Below are 14,775 nucleotides of genomic sequence, written 5' to 3' on the forward strand. Positions count from 1 at the left end.
CCGTCAGACGCCCGCGTAGACGCGGTGCACGAACCCGGCGAGCTGGTCGTCCGGCAGGTGCTTGGCCAGGTCCGCCTCGCTGATCATCCCGATGATGCGGTGGTTCTCGATCACCGGCAGCCGGCGGATCTGGTTCTCCTCCATCCGGGCCAGCGCCTCCTCCACGGTGGCGTCGGCCGGGACCCACACCAGCCCGGTGGCCAGGTCGCCGGCGGTGACCCTGGACGGGTCGTGCCCCTCGGCGATGCACTTGGTGACGATGTCACGGTCGGTGATGATGCCCTTGAGCCGGTCGTCGGAACCGCAGATCGGCAGCGCGCCGACGCCGCGGTCGCGCATCATCTGCGCCGCCCGGTCCAGGGTCTCGTGGGCGGCGATGCACTCCACGCCCGCGCTCATCAGGTCGCGGGCGGTCTCGTGCGGGTGTCCAGCGGTCATCGGATTCCCCCCGAAATGAGATGACATTCCCGCACGGTCCTACCCACAATCGCAGGTCAGTAATTGCGCCGCACGTGGATCGCCCAGCCGCCGCCGGGCAGCTCGTACGTGCCCACGTGCGGATGCGACTTCAGCCGGCACCAGGCGGGCACGTCGGTGTAGGCGGCCGGATCGTCGGCCAGCACCGCCACCACCGCGTTGAGCGGAACGTAGTTGATCTGCTCGGCGAGCATGATGATCGGGATCGGGCACTTCTTCCCGAGCGCGTCGATCGTCAGTGCGGGCTGAGTCACTTCTGTCATGCCACTCCTGCGTCCTGCCGGATCCGGCGCACCATGTCGGGAAGGACCTCCAGGAACCTGTCCACCTCCGCCGCGGAAGCTCCACGGGGCAGCGAGACTCTGACGTTCCCGTGCGTGAGCACGCCCATCGCCTCCAAAACATGCGATGGACGAAGCGTACTAGCGGTGCACGAGCTCCCGGACGATACCGCGAATCCCGCCTTGTCCAGTTCGGTGAGCAGCACCTCCCCGTCGACGTACAGACAGGAGAAGGTGACGATGTGCGGCGCCCGCTCGACCGGCTCGCCGATGACCTCCACGTCGGGGACGACCTTCGGCACCGTGTTCCTGATCCGGTCCACGAGGGCCGACAGCCGCGCGTGCTCCTGCGCCGCCTCCGCGCTCATCGCGCGCAGCGCCGCCGCCGCGGCCACGATCGCCGGAACGTTCTCGTAGCCGGGCACCCGGCGGCGCTCGCGCTCGTCCTCCGGCAGGAACGAGCGGAACCTGGTGCCCTTGCGCACCGCGAGCACGCCCACCCCGGCCGGTCCGCCCCACTTGTGCGCGCTGGCCGTCAGCACCGACCAGCCCTCCGGCATCGGCAGCCGCCCCGCCGTCTGGGCGGCGTCGACCAGGAGCGGCACGCCGTGCTCGCGGCAGGCCGCCGCCGCCTCCGCCACCGGCTGGAGCGTGCCGACCTCGTGGTTGGCGGTCTGCAGGCAGGCGAGAGCCGTGCCCTCGGCCGCGACCGCCGCCGTGAAGGCGGGCAGGTCGACGCGGCCGGTCAGCCCGACGCCCACGGTCTCGACCGTGCCGCCGTCGCGCTCGTGCACCCCGGCCGCGTGCAGGACGCTGGAGTGCTCGACCGCGCTGGTGACCAGATGGCGGCCGGTACGGCGCCGCCCGTGTAGGGTGCCGAGCACGCCGAGATGCACGGCCTGCGTGCCGGAAGAGGTGAACGACACCTCGTCGGGACGCGCGCCGAGCGCCTCTGCCACCTCCGTGCGAGCCTGCTCCAGCAGCATGTGCGCGCGGCGGGCCTGGTTGTAGAGCCGTGCCGGATCGGCCCAGCCGACGTCCAGGGCCGCCAGATACGCCTCGCGTGCCTGGGGGTGAAGCGGCTCGGTGGAGGCCGCGTCGAAGTACGCCACGCGACTTATCGTCCCACTCCCGGCGCGCCATCGAGGGGGCGGGCGGGAGGGCGAGGCCCCTCCGCGCTAATGTGTCTGCAATCAGCTGTGCATTTGGAAATACGAGCGCCCAGGAGTGACTCCTGGGCTTCATCTGTGGGGTAGGCGATCCGTGAGTCCGACTCGCCGTTCGACGCGGCGTTCGTTGGTCCGGGGCAGAGTGCCACGCGCCGCCGCTTTGGCGTTGCTGCTGGCCTCCGCTACGGCGTGTGCGAATGATGTTCCCGAGGCCGACTGGTCCAGCGGCCTCCTGCCGAAGGGCGTAACCGAGCAGGGAAATGTCGTCGAGAGCCTCTGGAACGGGGCCTGGATCGCCGCTCTCGCCACCGGTGCCGTTGTCCTGGCCTTGATCCTTTGGGCATGCATCTTCCACCGCAAGCGGAAAAAGTCGGCCGAGCTGCCGCCGCAGGTTCGCTACAACCTGCCGATCGAGATCTTCTACACGCTGGTTCCGCTGGTCATGGTCTCGGTGTTCTTCTTCTACACCGCGCGTGACAGCAACACGCTGGAGAAGGTGTCGGCCACTCCCGACGTCAAGGTGAAGGTCGAGGCCTTCCAGTGGAGCTGGCGCTTCACGACCGAGGTCGGCGGCAAGAAGCTGACGCCCGTGGTGGGCCAGCCGGTGAGCGACTACAGGCAGGGTCCGCAGCTCGTGCTGCCCGTCGGCAAGACGGTCCAGTTCGACCTGTCCTCTCCTGACGTGATCCACTCCTTCTGGGTGCCCGCGTTCCGGTTCAAGCGTGACGTGATCCCCGGCATCAAGGAGGGCAACCCCGGCCGGACCTTCGAGGTCAAGACGCTGAACGAGCCCGGTGTCTACGCGGGCCGTTGCGCGGAACTGTGCGGTGTCGACCACAGCCGCATGCTGTTCTCGGTGAAGCTCGTTGCGCAGGATGAATACGACAAGTACCTCGCACAGGCCGGGAGCACCCAGTGACCGCCATCCAAGAGCCGATCACCACGGCGCGTCCGACTCCCAAGGGCCGGATCATCGCGAAGTGGCTTTCCTCGACCGACCACAAGATCATCGGTCACCTGTACCTCATCACGTCGTTCGCGTTCTTCCTGATCGGCGGCGTGATGGCGCTGATCATGCGCGCCGAGCTGGCGCAGCCGGGCCTGCAGTTCACCTCGAACGAGCAGTTCAACCAGCTGTTCACCATGCACGGCACGATCATGCTGCTGATGTTCGCGACGCCGCTGTTCGCCGGCTTCGCCAACGAGCTGATGCCGCTGCAGATCGGCGCCCCCGACGTGGCGTTCCCGCGGCTGAACATGGTCAGCTACTGGCTCTACCTGTTCGGCAGCATCATCGCGGTGTCCGGGTTCTTCACCCCGAACGGCGCGGCCAGCTTCGGCTGGTTCGCCTACACGCCGCTGTCGAACGCGATCAGCTCGCCGGGACTCGGCGGTGACCTGTGGATCATGGGCCTGGCGCTGTCCGGCCTGGGCACGATCCTCGGCTCGGTCAACTTCATCACCACGATCATCTGCATGCGCGCGCCCGGCATGACCATGTTCCGGATGCCGATCTTCACCTGGAACGTCCTGCTCACCAGCATGCTCGTGCTGATGGCCTTCCCGGTGCTGGCCGCCGCGCTGCTCGCCCTGGAGGCCGACCGCAAGCTCGGCACCCACATCTTCGCCAGCGAGACCGGAGGCGCGCTGCTCTGGCAGCACCTGTTCTGGTTCTTCGGCCATCCCGAGGTCTACATCATCGCGCTGCCGTTCTTCGGCATCGTCACCGAGGTCCTGCCGGTCTTCAGCCGCAAGCCGATCTTCGGTTACATCTCGCTGGTCGCCGCGACCATCTCCATCGCGGGTCTGTCGATCACGGTCTGGGCGCACCACATGTTCCCGACCGGGCAGGTTCTGCTGCCGTTCTTCTCGTTCATGACGTTCCTCATCGCGGTGCCGACGGGCGTGAAGTTCTTCAACTGGATCGGCACGATGTGGCGGGGACACCTGTCGTTCGAGTCGCCGATGCTCTACTCGGTCGGCTTCCTGGTGACCTTCCTCCTGGGCGGCCTGACCGGCGTCATCCTGGCCTCGCCGCCGCTCGACTTCCACATCTCCGACACCTACTTCGTCGTGGCCCACTTCCACTACGTGGTCTTCGGCACCGTGGTGTTCGCGATGTTCGCGGGCTTCTACTTCTGGTGGCCCAAGTTCACCGGCAAGATGCTCGACGACCGGCTCGGCAAGCTGCAGTTCTGGCTGCTGTTCATCGGCTTCCACATGACGTTCCTGGTCCAGCACTGGCTCGGCGTGCTCGGCTTCCCGCGCCGCTACGCCGACTACAGCCCGGCCGACGGTTTCACCGACCTCAACATGATCTCGTCGGTGGGCGCGTTCGTCCTGGGCATCTCGGTGCTGCCGTTCTTCTACAACGTGTGGAAGACCGCGCGCAGCGCGCCCAAGGTCACCGTGGACGACCCGTGGGGCTACGGCGGCTCGCTGGAGTGGGCGACATCGTGCCCGCCGCCGCGGCACAACTTCACCTCGCTGCCGCGCATCCGCTCCGAGCGGCCCGCGTTCGACCTGCACTACCCGCACGTTTCGGCCAAGCAGGAGGTTGAGGCCTGATGAAGGTACAGGGTTGGCTGTTCCTGCTCTGCGGCCTGTTCTTCGCCGCCGTCGACGTCGCCTACTGGTTCTGGACCAAGTCGGCGACCGGGCAGGGCGAGCCGGTCGGCACCACGGCCATGGCCATCTCGGTCGGCTTCGCCTTCATGATCGGCTACTACCTGATGTTCACGGCGCGCCGGATCGGCGACCAGCCGGAGGACAACAAGCAGGGCGAGATCAGCGACGGCGCCGGTGAGATCGGCTTCTTCAGCCCGAGCTCCTGGTGGCCGCTGTTCCTCTGCCTGGCGGCGGCGTTCGCCTTCGCCGGGTTCGCGATCGGCCTCTGGATGTTCCTGATCGGGCTGTTCATGGTCGTCATGGCCATGATCGGGTTCGTGTTCCAGTACTACCGGGGCAACTTCTCCCACTGAGACCGCGATCACGGGTGTTCTCCTCCGAACCGGGGGAGGGCACCCGTTTTTCGCGTTTTTTACCGCTTGCCATACGTGGCGTTTCGCTCACTGAGGGTAGTAAGGGGACGTGGGCGGAGTGATCACATACGGGGGAGTTGTCGTGGGGCGCGTAACGACTGGATCGGCCGGGCTGCTTGCCCTGGCACTGGCGACCGCGTGCTCGGCGAGCAACGCGGCCGGAGCGGACGAGGGCGCGAGCCCGGTGGCGGCCGCGGCGGGAACCACCACCGTGTCGGTGCTTCCGGCCAACCAGGCCGTGAACATCGGCACCGACGAGACCGTGATCGTCGCCGCGCCGGGCGGCGGCACGCTGAAGAGCGTCCGCGTCACCGGCCCCGGCACCACGCTGCCCGGCGTGCTCAGCGGCGACGGCACCCGCTGGCGCAGCACCCGGACCGCCAGGCCGGGCACCACCTACACGGTCGCCGTCACGACCGGCGACGGCAAGCAGAGCACCAGCACGTTCACCACGGTCAAGGCCACCAAGAGCTTCGAGATCGAGCAGCTGACCCCGCACAAAGACAACACCGGCCTGACCGTCGGCGTCGGCATGCCCATCATGATCGCCTTCGACCGGGACATCACCGACCGGGTCAGTGTCGAGCGCAACCTGTACGTCAAGGCGAGCAAGCCCGTAGAGGGAGCCTGGCACTGGTTCGACGACCGGCACGTGGACTTCCGCCCCAAGACGTACTGGCCCGCGCACACCAAGGTCCGCCTCGAAGCGCGCCTGGCCGGCGTACGCGGCGGCCCCGGCATGTACGGCAAGCGCGACCACGTGCTCGACTTCAAGATCGGCCGCGAGCAGATCACCAAGGGCAGCACCGACGCCCACTACCTGACCGTGCGCAGAGACGGCAAGAAGATCCGCGACATCCCGATGAGCGCCGGCCAGGGCGGAGTCTGGAAGTACTACACGACCTCCGGCGTCCACCTGGCGATGTCCCGCGAGCCGGTCACCATCATGATCTCGCCCGGCATCGGCCCCGGCTCGCCCGGCTACTACCGCATGGTCGTCTACAACACCGTCCGCATCTCCAACAGCGGCGAGTACGTCCACAGCGCCCCCTGGTCCGTCGGATCCCAGGGCTACTCCAACGTCAGCCACGGCTGCGTGAACATCAGCCCGGCCAACGCCTCCTGGTTCATCAGGAACACCCTGATCGGCGACCCGATCATCATCACGGGCACGCCGCGCAAGCTGGAGCCCACCAACGGCTGGGGCCACTGGCAGGAGGACTGGAAGCAGTGGCTGCAGTGGAGCTCGATCAAGTCGGGCCGCACCGACGCGATGTAGCGCGCCCGGTCATGTAGAGAACGCGCGTGCCGTTCCGACTCTCCCGTGAAAGCAGGAGAACTCTCCTGCGCGGACAGGAGAACTCTCCCGTGAACGCGGGAGAGACGACGGAAGGACGCGCCATGACGGCGACGACGGCGGGACGCCGCGAATGGATCGGGCTGGCGGTGCTGGCCCTGACCTCGCTGCTGGTCTCCATCGATGTGTTCGTGATGCTGCTGGCCCTGCCCCACCTGGCGGCCGACCTGGGCGCAAGCAGCACCCAGCAGCTGTGGATCACCGACATCTACGGGTTCGTGCTGGCCGGGTTCCTGGTGACGATGGGCACCCTCGGGGACCGGATCGGCCGCCGCAGGCTGCTGCTGATCGGCGCGGCAGCCTTCGGCCTCGCCTCGGTCGCCGCCGCCTACTCCACCAGCCCCGGCATGCTGATCGCCGCGCGGGCGCTGCTGGGACTGGCCGGTGCGACGCTGGCGCCGTCCACGCTCGCGCTGATCAGCAACATGTTCACCGACGCCCGCCAGCGCGGGCTGGCGATCGGGGTGTGGCTGGCCTGCTTCATGGGCGGCGCCGCGCTGGGCCCGATCGCGGGCGGCGCGCTGCTCGAGCACTTCTGGTGGGGGTCGGCGTTCCTGCTGGGCGTGCCGGCGATGGTGCTGCTGCTCATCCTCGGCCCGGTGCTCCTGCCCGAGTACCGCGCCCCGTCGGCGGGCCGGATCGACCTCGTCAGCGTCGCGCTCTCGCTGGCCGCCATCCTCCCCGTGGTCTACGGCCTCAAGGAGATCGCCAAGCACGGCTGGGAGCCCGTCGCCCTCGCCTGCCTCGCTCTGGGCCTGGCCATGGGCATCCTCTTCGCCCGCAGACAGGGCAGGCTCGCCCACCCGCTGCTGGACCTGAAGCTGTTCACCCGCCGCGCCTTCAGCACCGCACTCGCCGGCATGATGGCCGCCACCCTGCTGATGGGCGCCCTCATGCTGTTCCTCACCCAGCACCTGCAGCTCGTCGAGGGCCTGTCGCCGCTGGCCGCCGGCCTGTCGATGCTGCCCGCCGTGGCCGCCAACGGCGTCAGCTTCCTGGTCTCGCCGCTGCTGGCCCGCCGCGTGCGCCCCGCCTACCTGATCGGGTACGGCCTGGCCGTCTCGGTCACCGGTCTCCTCGTCATCACGCAGGTGGACACGGTCTCGGGCCCGCTGACGCTGGCCTGCGGCTGGATCCTGATCAACCTGGGCGCGGGCCCGCTGGTGACGTTGAGCACCGACCTGATCGTGGGCTCGGTCCCGCCCGAGAAGGCCGGCTCGGCCGCCGCCCTGAACGAGACCAGCGGCGAACTGGGCTTCTCCCTCGGCATCGCCATCCTGGGCAGCCTGGGCGCCGCGCTCTACCGAGGCGCCCTGTCCCTGCCCGGCTCGCTCGCACCTGCCGTGGAGACGGCCTCCAGAGACACGCTGGCGACCGCACTGGCCGCAGCCGAGGGAGTGGGCGGAGAAACGGGCGCAGCCCTCGTGACGACCGCCAGAGAGGCCTTCACGACCAGCCTGAACGTCGTGGCACTGGTCGCCGCGGTAGCCCTGGCCGCGATGGCCGTCCTTATAGCCCGCCTCCTGCGCCACATCCCACCCACCCAGCCAAGCCTCGGCGCACACCCCGCGGAAGAACTCGACCAGGTATCCCGCTGACCCCTCGAACCGGCCGAGACCGTCCCGGGGGATACGAGCTCCCGGGAGGTCGCCGGGGCCTTGGTGGGAGGCGCAGGGAAGGTCTGTGGGTGGGGTGTCCGTGAGACGGGCACCTCACACGGGTGTTGCGGCGCCGCGCGATGGGGTGGGGGTCGGCGGAGGCCGGCGCCGTTGGGCGGTGGCCGGCGTGGTGCGCGGTGGCCGGTCAAGGGCGGAGTCGTAGCGGCGCGCAACCCCGTGAGCCCTCACGACCGGCGCTCGACAGACCTCAGCTCACGGCGGCGAGTCCGGGCGGCCACGGCGAAAGCCGTAACAGATGGAAAAGCCCTTGAAGATCACAGCGGCCGATGAGACCGACTCGTCTCGATCCAGCGGTCCAGGGTGGCGGCGGCGCGGCCGGAGTCGATGGCCTGGACGGCGCGCGCATAGCCGTCGATCATGGCCGAGTCGAGGTCGTCGCCCGCGCCGTCCAGCGCGACCAGTGCCGCGGCCGTGTTGAGCAGGACCGCATCGCGGATCGGGCCCTTGTCGCCGCGCAGCAGGTTGTGCACCGCCTGGGCGTTGAAATCGACGTCGCCGCCGCGCAGCGCGCCCACCTCGGCGCGCGGGATGCCCAGCACCGCCGGGTCGAACGTGGTCTGCGTGGCAGTGCCGTCCCTGACCACCCAGACCGTGGACGTGGTCGCGATGGTGAGCTCGTCGAGGCCGTCGTCGCCGCGGAAGACGAGCGCGGAGACCCCGCGCTCGGCGAACACGCCCGCCAGCACGGGCAGCATGTCCAGGTCGTAGACGCCGATGGCCTGCGCGGAGGGGCGGGCGGGGTTGGTGAGCGGGCCCAGGAAGTTGAAGACGGTGGGGACGCCCAGCTCCTTGCGCGGGGGACCGGCGAAGCGCAGCGCCGGGTGGTAGACGGGCGCGAAGCAGAAGGCGATGCCGGCCTCGCGCGCCACACCGGCCGTCTGCTCGGGCGTCAGGTCGAGGCGGATGCCCAGGTGCTCCAGCACGTCGGCGGCCCCGCACGAGGAGGACGCGGCCCGGTTGCCGTGCTTGACGACGCGGGCGCCCGCCGCGGCGGCCACGATCGCCGCCATCGTGGAGACGTTCACGGTGTGGGCGCGGTCGCCGCCGGTGCCCACGACGTCGACCACGGGACCGTCCACGTGCAGCGGGGTGGCCAGGTCGAGCATGGTGCGCGACAGGCCCACGACCTCGGCCACGGTCTCACCCTTGGCCCGCAGCGCGATCGCGAACCCGGCGATCTGGGCGGGTGTCGCCGACCCCGACATGATCTCCCGCATGGCCCAGGCGGTCTCGTCCGCGGTGAGGTGCTCTCCAGCGAGGAGGGCCGACAGCAGGGCGGGCCAGGTCGTGCGGGAGTCCATCGTCGGGTACCTACTTCGCGTTGAGTCGGGAGGAGGAACGGCGGCGCATGAGACCGGCGACGGCGTCGGCCAGCACGATCGGCTCGATCGGCTGGGGGACCACGGCGTCGGCCTTGGACCAGTCGGCCAGCCAGCGGTCGTCGCGGCGGGCGATGATGAGGCAGATGGGCGGGCAGTCGTAGACCTCGTCCTTGGCCTGGCGGGAGACGCCCATGCCGCCCGCGGGCTGGGTCTCGCCGTCGAGTACGGCCACGTCGATCTCGCCGGAGCCGAGCCACTGGTGCACCTTGGGCTCGGTGGCGCACTCGACGATCTCCACGAACGGCACGTCGGCCGCGGGGCGGCGCCCGATCGCCTGCCGCACCTTGTCCCGGGTGCCGGCGTCGTCGCTGTAGACGAGGACCTTCATGGTCTCGTCGGTGCTCCCAGTGGTGCTCACTGCTGCGCTCGCTATCGGTCGTAGAGGTAGGGTCAACTGGATCGTACCGGGGGCGCGGGACGGAATCCCAGGCCGCCGGGCCTGGCGGGTGATTTGCCCTGATTATCCCTGGTTGGTGGCATGTTTGTTCCTGCTAACGGGGGGTCGTGCGCCGGACCGACCACAGGAACCGCAATAATGCTGCCCGTGGCGACAGCATCCGCAATAACTTCGACGACGACAGCACATTCGTCGCGCAGACCGAACCTGGTCAGCGTCGGGACGATCGTGTGGCTGTCCTCTGAGCTCATGTTCTTCGCGGCGCTGTTCGCGATGTACTTCACCATCCGGTCGGTGAGCATCGGTGACGGCTTCGAATGGGGCCCGTCCCTCCAGCCTGCGGGCACGGAGGCGGCTGCTCACCTGAACATCCCGTTCGCGACGGTCAACACGATCATCCTGGTTCTGTCCTCCGTGACGTGCCAGCTGGGCGTGTGGGCCGCGGAAAAGGGCCAGGTCGGCAAGCTCCGATTCTGGTACTTCGTCAGCTTCCTCATGGGCGCGGTCTTCGTGGCCGGTCAGCTGTATGAGTACGCGGAGCTGGCGAGCGAGGGCGCGACCCTGTCGGCGAACGCCTACACCTCGGTGTTCTACCTGACGACGGGCTTCCACGGCCTGCACGTGACCGGTGGCCTGATCGCGTTCCTGTTCATGCTGGGACGCACGTACGCCGCGAAGCGCTTCACGCATGAGCAGGCCACCAGCGCGATCGTCGTGTCCTACTACTGGCACTTCGTCGACGTCGTCTGGATCGGTCTTTTCGCGACCATCTACATCATTCGTTAAGGAACGGGATCTCTGTGACTAGGACCACCGCCTGGCGGCGGCATCCCCTCGCGAGATATGCCGTCCTGGTACTGGCCTTGGCGCTGATCGGGGTGGCTTACGCCACGCTCGTCCAGGGAAGCCGGCCGGCGGACGCGGCTCTCGCGTCCGGCAAGCTCGACGACGTCGCACAGGGCAAGAGCCTCTTCCAGGCCCACTGCTCCAGCTGCCACGGCCTCAGCGCGGAGGGCACCTCCACGGGCCCCACGCTCGTGGGCGTGGGCGCCGCGGCCGTCGACTTCCAGGTGAGCAGCGGCCGCATGCCGGCGGCCAACCCCGGTGCCCAGGCGCCGCGCAAGCCCACCCCTCGGTGGGTGAACGAGGAGACGACCCGCCAGCTGGCCGCATACGTGCAGTCGCTGGGCGGCGGGCCGACGATCCCCTCCAAGGACCAGATCGACCCGGCCATGGGCAACGCGGCCAAGGGCGGTGAGCTCTTCCGCGCCAACTGCATCCAGTGCCACAACTGGGGCGGCGCCGGCGGCGCGCTGACCCGAGGCAAGTACGCCCCCAGCCTCAACGAGTCCTCTCCTCAGCAGATCTACGAGGCGATGGTCACCGGCCCGCAGGCGATGCCGGTCTTCAACGACACGACGATCACGCCGCAGGAAAAGCGCGACATGATCGCCTACATCACCGAGGTCCGCTCCCAGAGGGACCCCGGAGGCTTCGGCCTGGGCCGCATCGGCCCGGTCACCGAAGGTCTCGTGGCGTGGGTCGTGGGTATCAGCTTCATGGCGCTCGTCGCCATCTGGATCACCGCGAAGAAGCGGAAGAAGTCATGACAGACAACGAGCACGAGATCGAGCAGCCGGACGAGCGCGTACCCAAGCGTGTCATCGGCACTCCCGCACCGGGCACCTCGATGCTCGGTGCGAAGGAGACCGTCGAGGACGCCGACGTGCCCGGCGTGATGATCCCCGACGAGAAGTCGGCGCGTAAGGCGGAGAAGGTCGTGGCGCTCTGCTTCACGATCACGTTCCTGTCGGCGATCGCCTTCATCATCCTGTACGTGCAGATCCAGGTCGGCACGCCGGAGTCGACGGGCCAGTCCAACCTGGCCCTCGGCGGCACGCTGACGCTGGCGCTGCTCGGCCTGGCCGTCGGTGTCACCGTCTGGGTGCGGTCGATCATGCCGAAGTACAACCTGATCCAGGAACGCCACGACCTCGCCACGGACGAGACGACCCGTGAAGAGGTCGCCGACACGTTCCTGCAGGGCGCCAACGAGAGCGGCTTCGTCAAGCGGCCGCTCCTGCGCCGCACGCTGCTGCTGGCCTCCGCGCCGCTCGGCCTGCTGCCGCTGGTACTGCTGCGCGACCTCGACAACTCCAAGATGACCGGCGCCAACTTCAACAAGCTCCTGCGCCACACCGTGTGGGCCGAGACGCTCAAGAAGCCGATGAAGCTGATCGTCGAGGGCACCGGGCAGCCGATCCGCGCCGCGGACTTCAACTCGCCCGGCGGCATCCTGTCGGTCGTGCCCGAGGGCTACGAGCACGACATGAACGCCCTGGCCAAGGCCACGCTGATCCTGATCAAGTTCAGGCCGGAGGACCTCAAGCCGGGCACGAACAAGAACTGGACGCACGACGGGATCGTGGCGTACTCCAAGATCTGCACGCACGTCGGCTGCCCCGCGGCCCTCTACGAGCAGACCACGCACCACATCCTGTGCCCCTGCCACCAGTCGACGTTCGACGCGGCCGACGGCGCCAAGGTCATCTTCGGCCCGGCCGCGCGGCCGCTGCCGCAACTGCACATCGGTGTCGACGCCGAGGGTTTCCTCATCGCCAAGGAAGACTTCAACGTCCCCGTCGGCCCCAGCTACTGGGAGCGCGGTGACGCCGAGAAGGCGGCCAGGGAAGGGAGCACGGCATGAGTGAGCTCACGTCAGTGCCCAAGGCCATCAGCGGGCCGTCGAGTTTCCTCGACGACCGGCTGGGGGCGGGCAACTTCCTCAAGCGCAACCTGCGCAAGATCTTCCCGGATCACTGGACGTATCTGCTGGGCGAGGTCGCGCTCTACTCGTTCATCATTTTGCTGCTGACCGGTACGTTCCTGACGCTGTGGTTCAAGCCGGGTATGGAGCATGTGATCTATGACGGTTCCTACGCCCCGCTGAAGGGTGTGGGGATGTCGCAGGCGTACGCGTCGTCGCTGGAGATCAGCTTCGATGTGCGTGGCGGCCTGCTGATGCGGCAGATGCATCATTGGGCCGCGTTGTTGTTCGTGGCGAGCATGATGGTGCACATGCTGCGGGTGTTCTTCATGGGCGCCTATCGCAAGCCGCGTGAGCTGACGTGGCTGATCGGTGTCATTCTGCTGACGCTTGCGCTGGCCGAGGGTTTGACCGGTTACTCGCTGCCGGATGACCTGCTGTCGGGTGCGGGGTTGCGGATCACCGAGGGTGTGGCGATCTCGCTGCCGCTGGTGGGGACGTACATCACGTTCTTCTTGTTCGGTGGTGAGTATCCGGGTATGGATGTCATTTCCCGGTTCTACTCGCTGCATATTCTGCTCATTCCGGGCATTTTGCTGGCGTTGATCGGCGCTCATGTGGTGCTGACCTGGGTGCAGAAGCACACGCAGATGCCCGGCCGGGGCGCCACCAACCACAATGTGGTGGGCGCGCCGTTCTATCCGGCGTTCATGCTCAAGGCCGGGGCGATGTTCCTGTTCACGTTCGCGCTGGTGGCGGGGCTGGGGACGTTCGCGCAGATCAACCCGATCTGGATTTTCGGGCCTTACAACCCGGCGGACATCTCGGCGGGGTCGCAGCCTGACTTCTACATGGGTTTCCTGGAGGGGTCGCTGCGGTTGATGCCGGCTTGGGAGATCAATCTGTTCGGTACGTCCCATGCGGGGACGCTGCCGTTGAGTGTGATCATTCCGGCGTTGTTGCCGATGGGCATCATCATGACGGGGCTGGCGTTGTATCCGTTCCTGGAGCGCTGGGTGACCGGTGATCATCGTGCCCTGCATGTCTCCGATCGTCCGCGCAACAACCCGCACCGGACTTCGATCGGCATGTCGGCCATCGTGTTCTATGGCGTGTTGTGGTTGCTGGGGGCCAACGACGAGTTGTCGGCCAATTTCCAGATCAGCTTGAATGTGACCACGTATGTGGGTCGGGTGCTGGTGCTCATCGGGCCGGTGCTGGCGTATGTGATCACCTATCGGATCTGCCTGGGGCTGCAGCGTTCGGATGCCGCGGTGATCGGTCATGGGGTGGAGTCGGGTGTGATCAAGCGGCTGCCGCATGGTGAGTTCATCGAGGTGCACACGCCGCCGATCGACACGGTCGAGGACTCGCTGCGGGCCAAGGAGGCGGTGCCGATGGTGGCGGTCGCCGAGGACAGTGCGGGCATTCCGCCCAAGGGGATGCGCGGGCCGCTGGGCAGGCTGCGGGCGGCCATGTCCAAGTCGTACGGCGGGGAGAAGATCCCCCTCGACGATGGCCACGGCCACGAGGACGAACACGCCGCGGTCGGCGCCGGCGAGGACAAGTCCATCACGCGCCACTAGTTCACCAGTAATACCGCGAAGGGCCCGAACCAGGTGTTCAGGCCCTTCGCGCGTTTCCGGCTCTTCGTGTGGTGGGCTGTCCGTTCGGGCGCCTCCGTCACGGCTCTGCCGGCCGGGGGAGGCGGCCAACCCAGGGAGAGCGGCAGGCGGTCTGAAGGCACTGGGCGGCTCAAGAGCCCAGAGGGCCCAGGAGCCGCGGGCGGGGCGCGGCCGCGTGTTGCCTATGGCCGTTGCGGTGGGGTGTCGTCCGACGTGAGAAGCGATCCCCACGATCGGCCTGAGCCCACGGCGGCGGGTGGTGGGGGGCGCGGCGGGCCGTAATGGAAAAGGGCCTTGAGGAGAGAAAGATCAGTCGGTCTCGGGGAGGCCGATGGAAAACGCCGACTCCAGGTCGTGCTTGGAGTACGTGCGGAAGGCGATGTGGGTCTCGGTGTGGAGCACGCCGGCCACCTTGTTCAGGCGGCCCGGGATGACCTCGGCGATCTGCTCGTAGGCCGACACGCGGACCATGGCCAGCAAGTCGTATTCGCCGGTGATGGAGTAGACCTCGCTGACCCCGTCGATCTCGGCGATCGTCTGCGCGACCTCCGGGATGCGGTCGACTTCGGCGTTGATGTGAACGATTGCCGTGACCATGGC

15 protein-coding genes are annotated in these 14,775 nt (G+C 68.1%); 9 read left to right on the forward strand and 6 right to left on the reverse strand.

Going from position 1 to position 14,775, the window contains the following annotated elements; translation table 11 throughout:
- Nucleotides 1-3: 3 nt before the first annotated feature.
- Genes ACIBHY_RS01230 through ACIBHY_RS01240 form a run of 3 tightly spaced genes read right to left on the reverse strand, consistent with a single transcriptional unit; the run spans nucleotide 4 to nucleotide 1,870 of the window.
- Entirely contained in the window at nucleotides 4-438 is a 435-nt protein-coding gene (locus ACIBHY_RS01230; protein ID WP_379611595.1) for a CBS domain-containing protein, read from the reverse strand.
- Between the two features lie 56 nt (nucleotides 439-494).
- Nucleotides 495-740, reverse strand: a complete 246-nt coding sequence (locus ACIBHY_RS01235) for a sulfurtransferase TusA family protein (RefSeq protein ID WP_379611596.1) — start codon at nucleotides 738-740, stop codon at nucleotides 495-497.
- Entirely contained in the window at nucleotides 737-1,870 is a 1,134-nt protein-coding gene (locus ACIBHY_RS01240; protein WP_397245696.1) for a cysteine desulfurase family protein, read from the reverse strand. The genes ACIBHY_RS01235 and ACIBHY_RS01240 overlap by 4 nt, the downstream gene beginning before the upstream one ends.
- 199 nt (nucleotides 1,871-2,069) lie before the next feature.
- Between ACIBHY_RS01240 and ACIBHY_RS01245 the strand changes: the two genes are divergently transcribed.
- The 5 genes from ACIBHY_RS01245 (at nucleotide 2,070) to ACIBHY_RS01265 (ending at nucleotide 7,923) form a co-directional block, all read left to right on the forward strand.
- Nucleotides 2,070-2,846, forward strand: coding sequence for a cytochrome c oxidase subunit II (locus ACIBHY_RS01245; RefSeq protein ID WP_397305573.1), 777 nt, complete (start codon nucleotides 2,070-2,072; stop codon nucleotides 2,844-2,846).
- The gene (ctaD, locus tag ACIBHY_RS01250) at nucleotides 2,843-4,495 is read left to right on the forward strand and encodes a cytochrome c oxidase subunit I (protein WP_397245700.1); all 1,653 of its coding nucleotides are present in this window, start codon (nucleotides 2,843-2,845) and stop codon (nucleotides 4,493-4,495) included. Before ACIBHY_RS01245 ends, ctaD begins: the two co-directional genes overlap by 4 nt.
- The gene (locus ACIBHY_RS01255) at nucleotides 4,495-4,908 is read left to right on the forward strand and encodes a cytochrome c oxidase subunit 4 (RefSeq protein WP_184970847.1); all 414 of its coding nucleotides are present in this window, start codon (nucleotides 4,495-4,497) and stop codon (nucleotides 4,906-4,908) included. The genes ctaD and ACIBHY_RS01255 overlap by 1 nt, the downstream gene beginning before the upstream one ends.
- Before the next feature lie 142 nt (nucleotides 4,909-5,050).
- Entirely contained in the window at nucleotides 5,051-6,247 is a 1,197-nt protein-coding gene (locus ACIBHY_RS01260) for an Ig-like domain-containing protein (protein WP_397245702.1), read from the forward strand.
- Between the two features lie 122 nt (nucleotides 6,248-6,369).
- Nucleotides 6,370-7,923 carry an MFS transporter gene (locus ACIBHY_RS01265; protein ID WP_397305574.1) on the forward strand — a complete coding sequence of 518 codons (1,554 nt, stop codon included), beginning with the start codon at nucleotides 6,370-6,372 and terminating at the stop codon, nucleotides 7,921-7,923.
- Nucleotides 7,924-8,258: 335 nt separating this feature from the next.
- Here the strand turns inward: ACIBHY_RS01265 and trpD are convergent, their stop codons facing one another.
- Both trpD and ACIBHY_RS01275 read right to left on the reverse strand, forming a co-directional pair.
- On the reverse strand, nucleotides 8,259-9,305 hold the full coding sequence (gene trpD / locus ACIBHY_RS01270; RefSeq protein ID WP_397245705.1) for an anthranilate phosphoribosyltransferase: 1,047 nt from the start codon (nucleotides 9,303-9,305) through the stop codon (nucleotides 8,259-8,261).
- 10 nt (nucleotides 9,306-9,315) lie between these two features.
- Nucleotides 9,316-9,714 (reverse strand): hypothetical protein, encoded by a 399-nt coding sequence (locus ACIBHY_RS01275; protein WP_184970982.1) that lies wholly within the window; start codon nucleotides 9,712-9,714, stop codon nucleotides 9,316-9,318.
- 207 nt (nucleotides 9,715-9,921) lie between these two features.
- Here ACIBHY_RS01275 and ACIBHY_RS01280 point away from each other — a divergent pair, with 207 nt between their 5' ends.
- Genes ACIBHY_RS01280 through ACIBHY_RS01295 form a run of 4 tightly spaced genes read left to right on the forward strand, consistent with a single transcriptional unit; the run spans nucleotide 9,922 to nucleotide 14,136 of the window.
- The gene (locus tag ACIBHY_RS01280) at nucleotides 9,922-10,569 is read left to right on the forward strand and encodes a heme-copper oxidase subunit III (protein WP_184970856.1); all 648 of its coding nucleotides are present in this window, start codon (nucleotides 9,922-9,924) and stop codon (nucleotides 10,567-10,569) included.
- Between the two features lie 14 nt (nucleotides 10,570-10,583).
- Nucleotides 10,584-11,393 (forward strand): c-type cytochrome, encoded by an 810-nt coding sequence (locus ACIBHY_RS01285; protein ID WP_397245707.1) that lies wholly within the window; start codon nucleotides 10,584-10,586, stop codon nucleotides 11,391-11,393.
- Complete coding sequence (locus tag ACIBHY_RS01290) at nucleotides 11,390-12,490, forward strand: Rieske 2Fe-2S domain-containing protein (RefSeq protein ID WP_397105213.1); 1,101 nt, start codon at nucleotides 11,390-11,392, stop codon at nucleotides 12,488-12,490. The genes ACIBHY_RS01285 and ACIBHY_RS01290 overlap by 4 nt, the downstream gene beginning before the upstream one ends.
- Nucleotides 12,487-14,136 (forward strand): cytochrome bc complex cytochrome b subunit, encoded by a 1,650-nt coding sequence (locus tag ACIBHY_RS01295; protein WP_397305575.1) that lies wholly within the window; start codon nucleotides 12,487-12,489, stop codon nucleotides 14,134-14,136. Before ACIBHY_RS01290 ends, ACIBHY_RS01295 begins: the two co-directional genes overlap by 4 nt.
- Before the next feature lie 348 nt (nucleotides 14,137-14,484).
- Here ACIBHY_RS01295 and ACIBHY_RS01300 read toward each other — a convergent pair whose 3' ends face one another.
- Nucleotides 14,485-14,772 carry an Lrp/AsnC family transcriptional regulator gene (locus ACIBHY_RS01300; RefSeq protein WP_184970864.1) on the reverse strand — a complete coding sequence of 96 codons (288 nt, stop codon included), beginning with the start codon at nucleotides 14,770-14,772 and terminating at the stop codon, nucleotides 14,485-14,487.
- Nucleotides 14,773-14,775: the final 3 nt, after the last annotated feature.

The organism is Nonomuraea sp. NPDC050547 (assembly GCF_044457345.1).
GTDB lineage: Bacteria > Actinomycetota > Actinomycetes > Streptosporangiales > Streptosporangiaceae > Nonomuraea.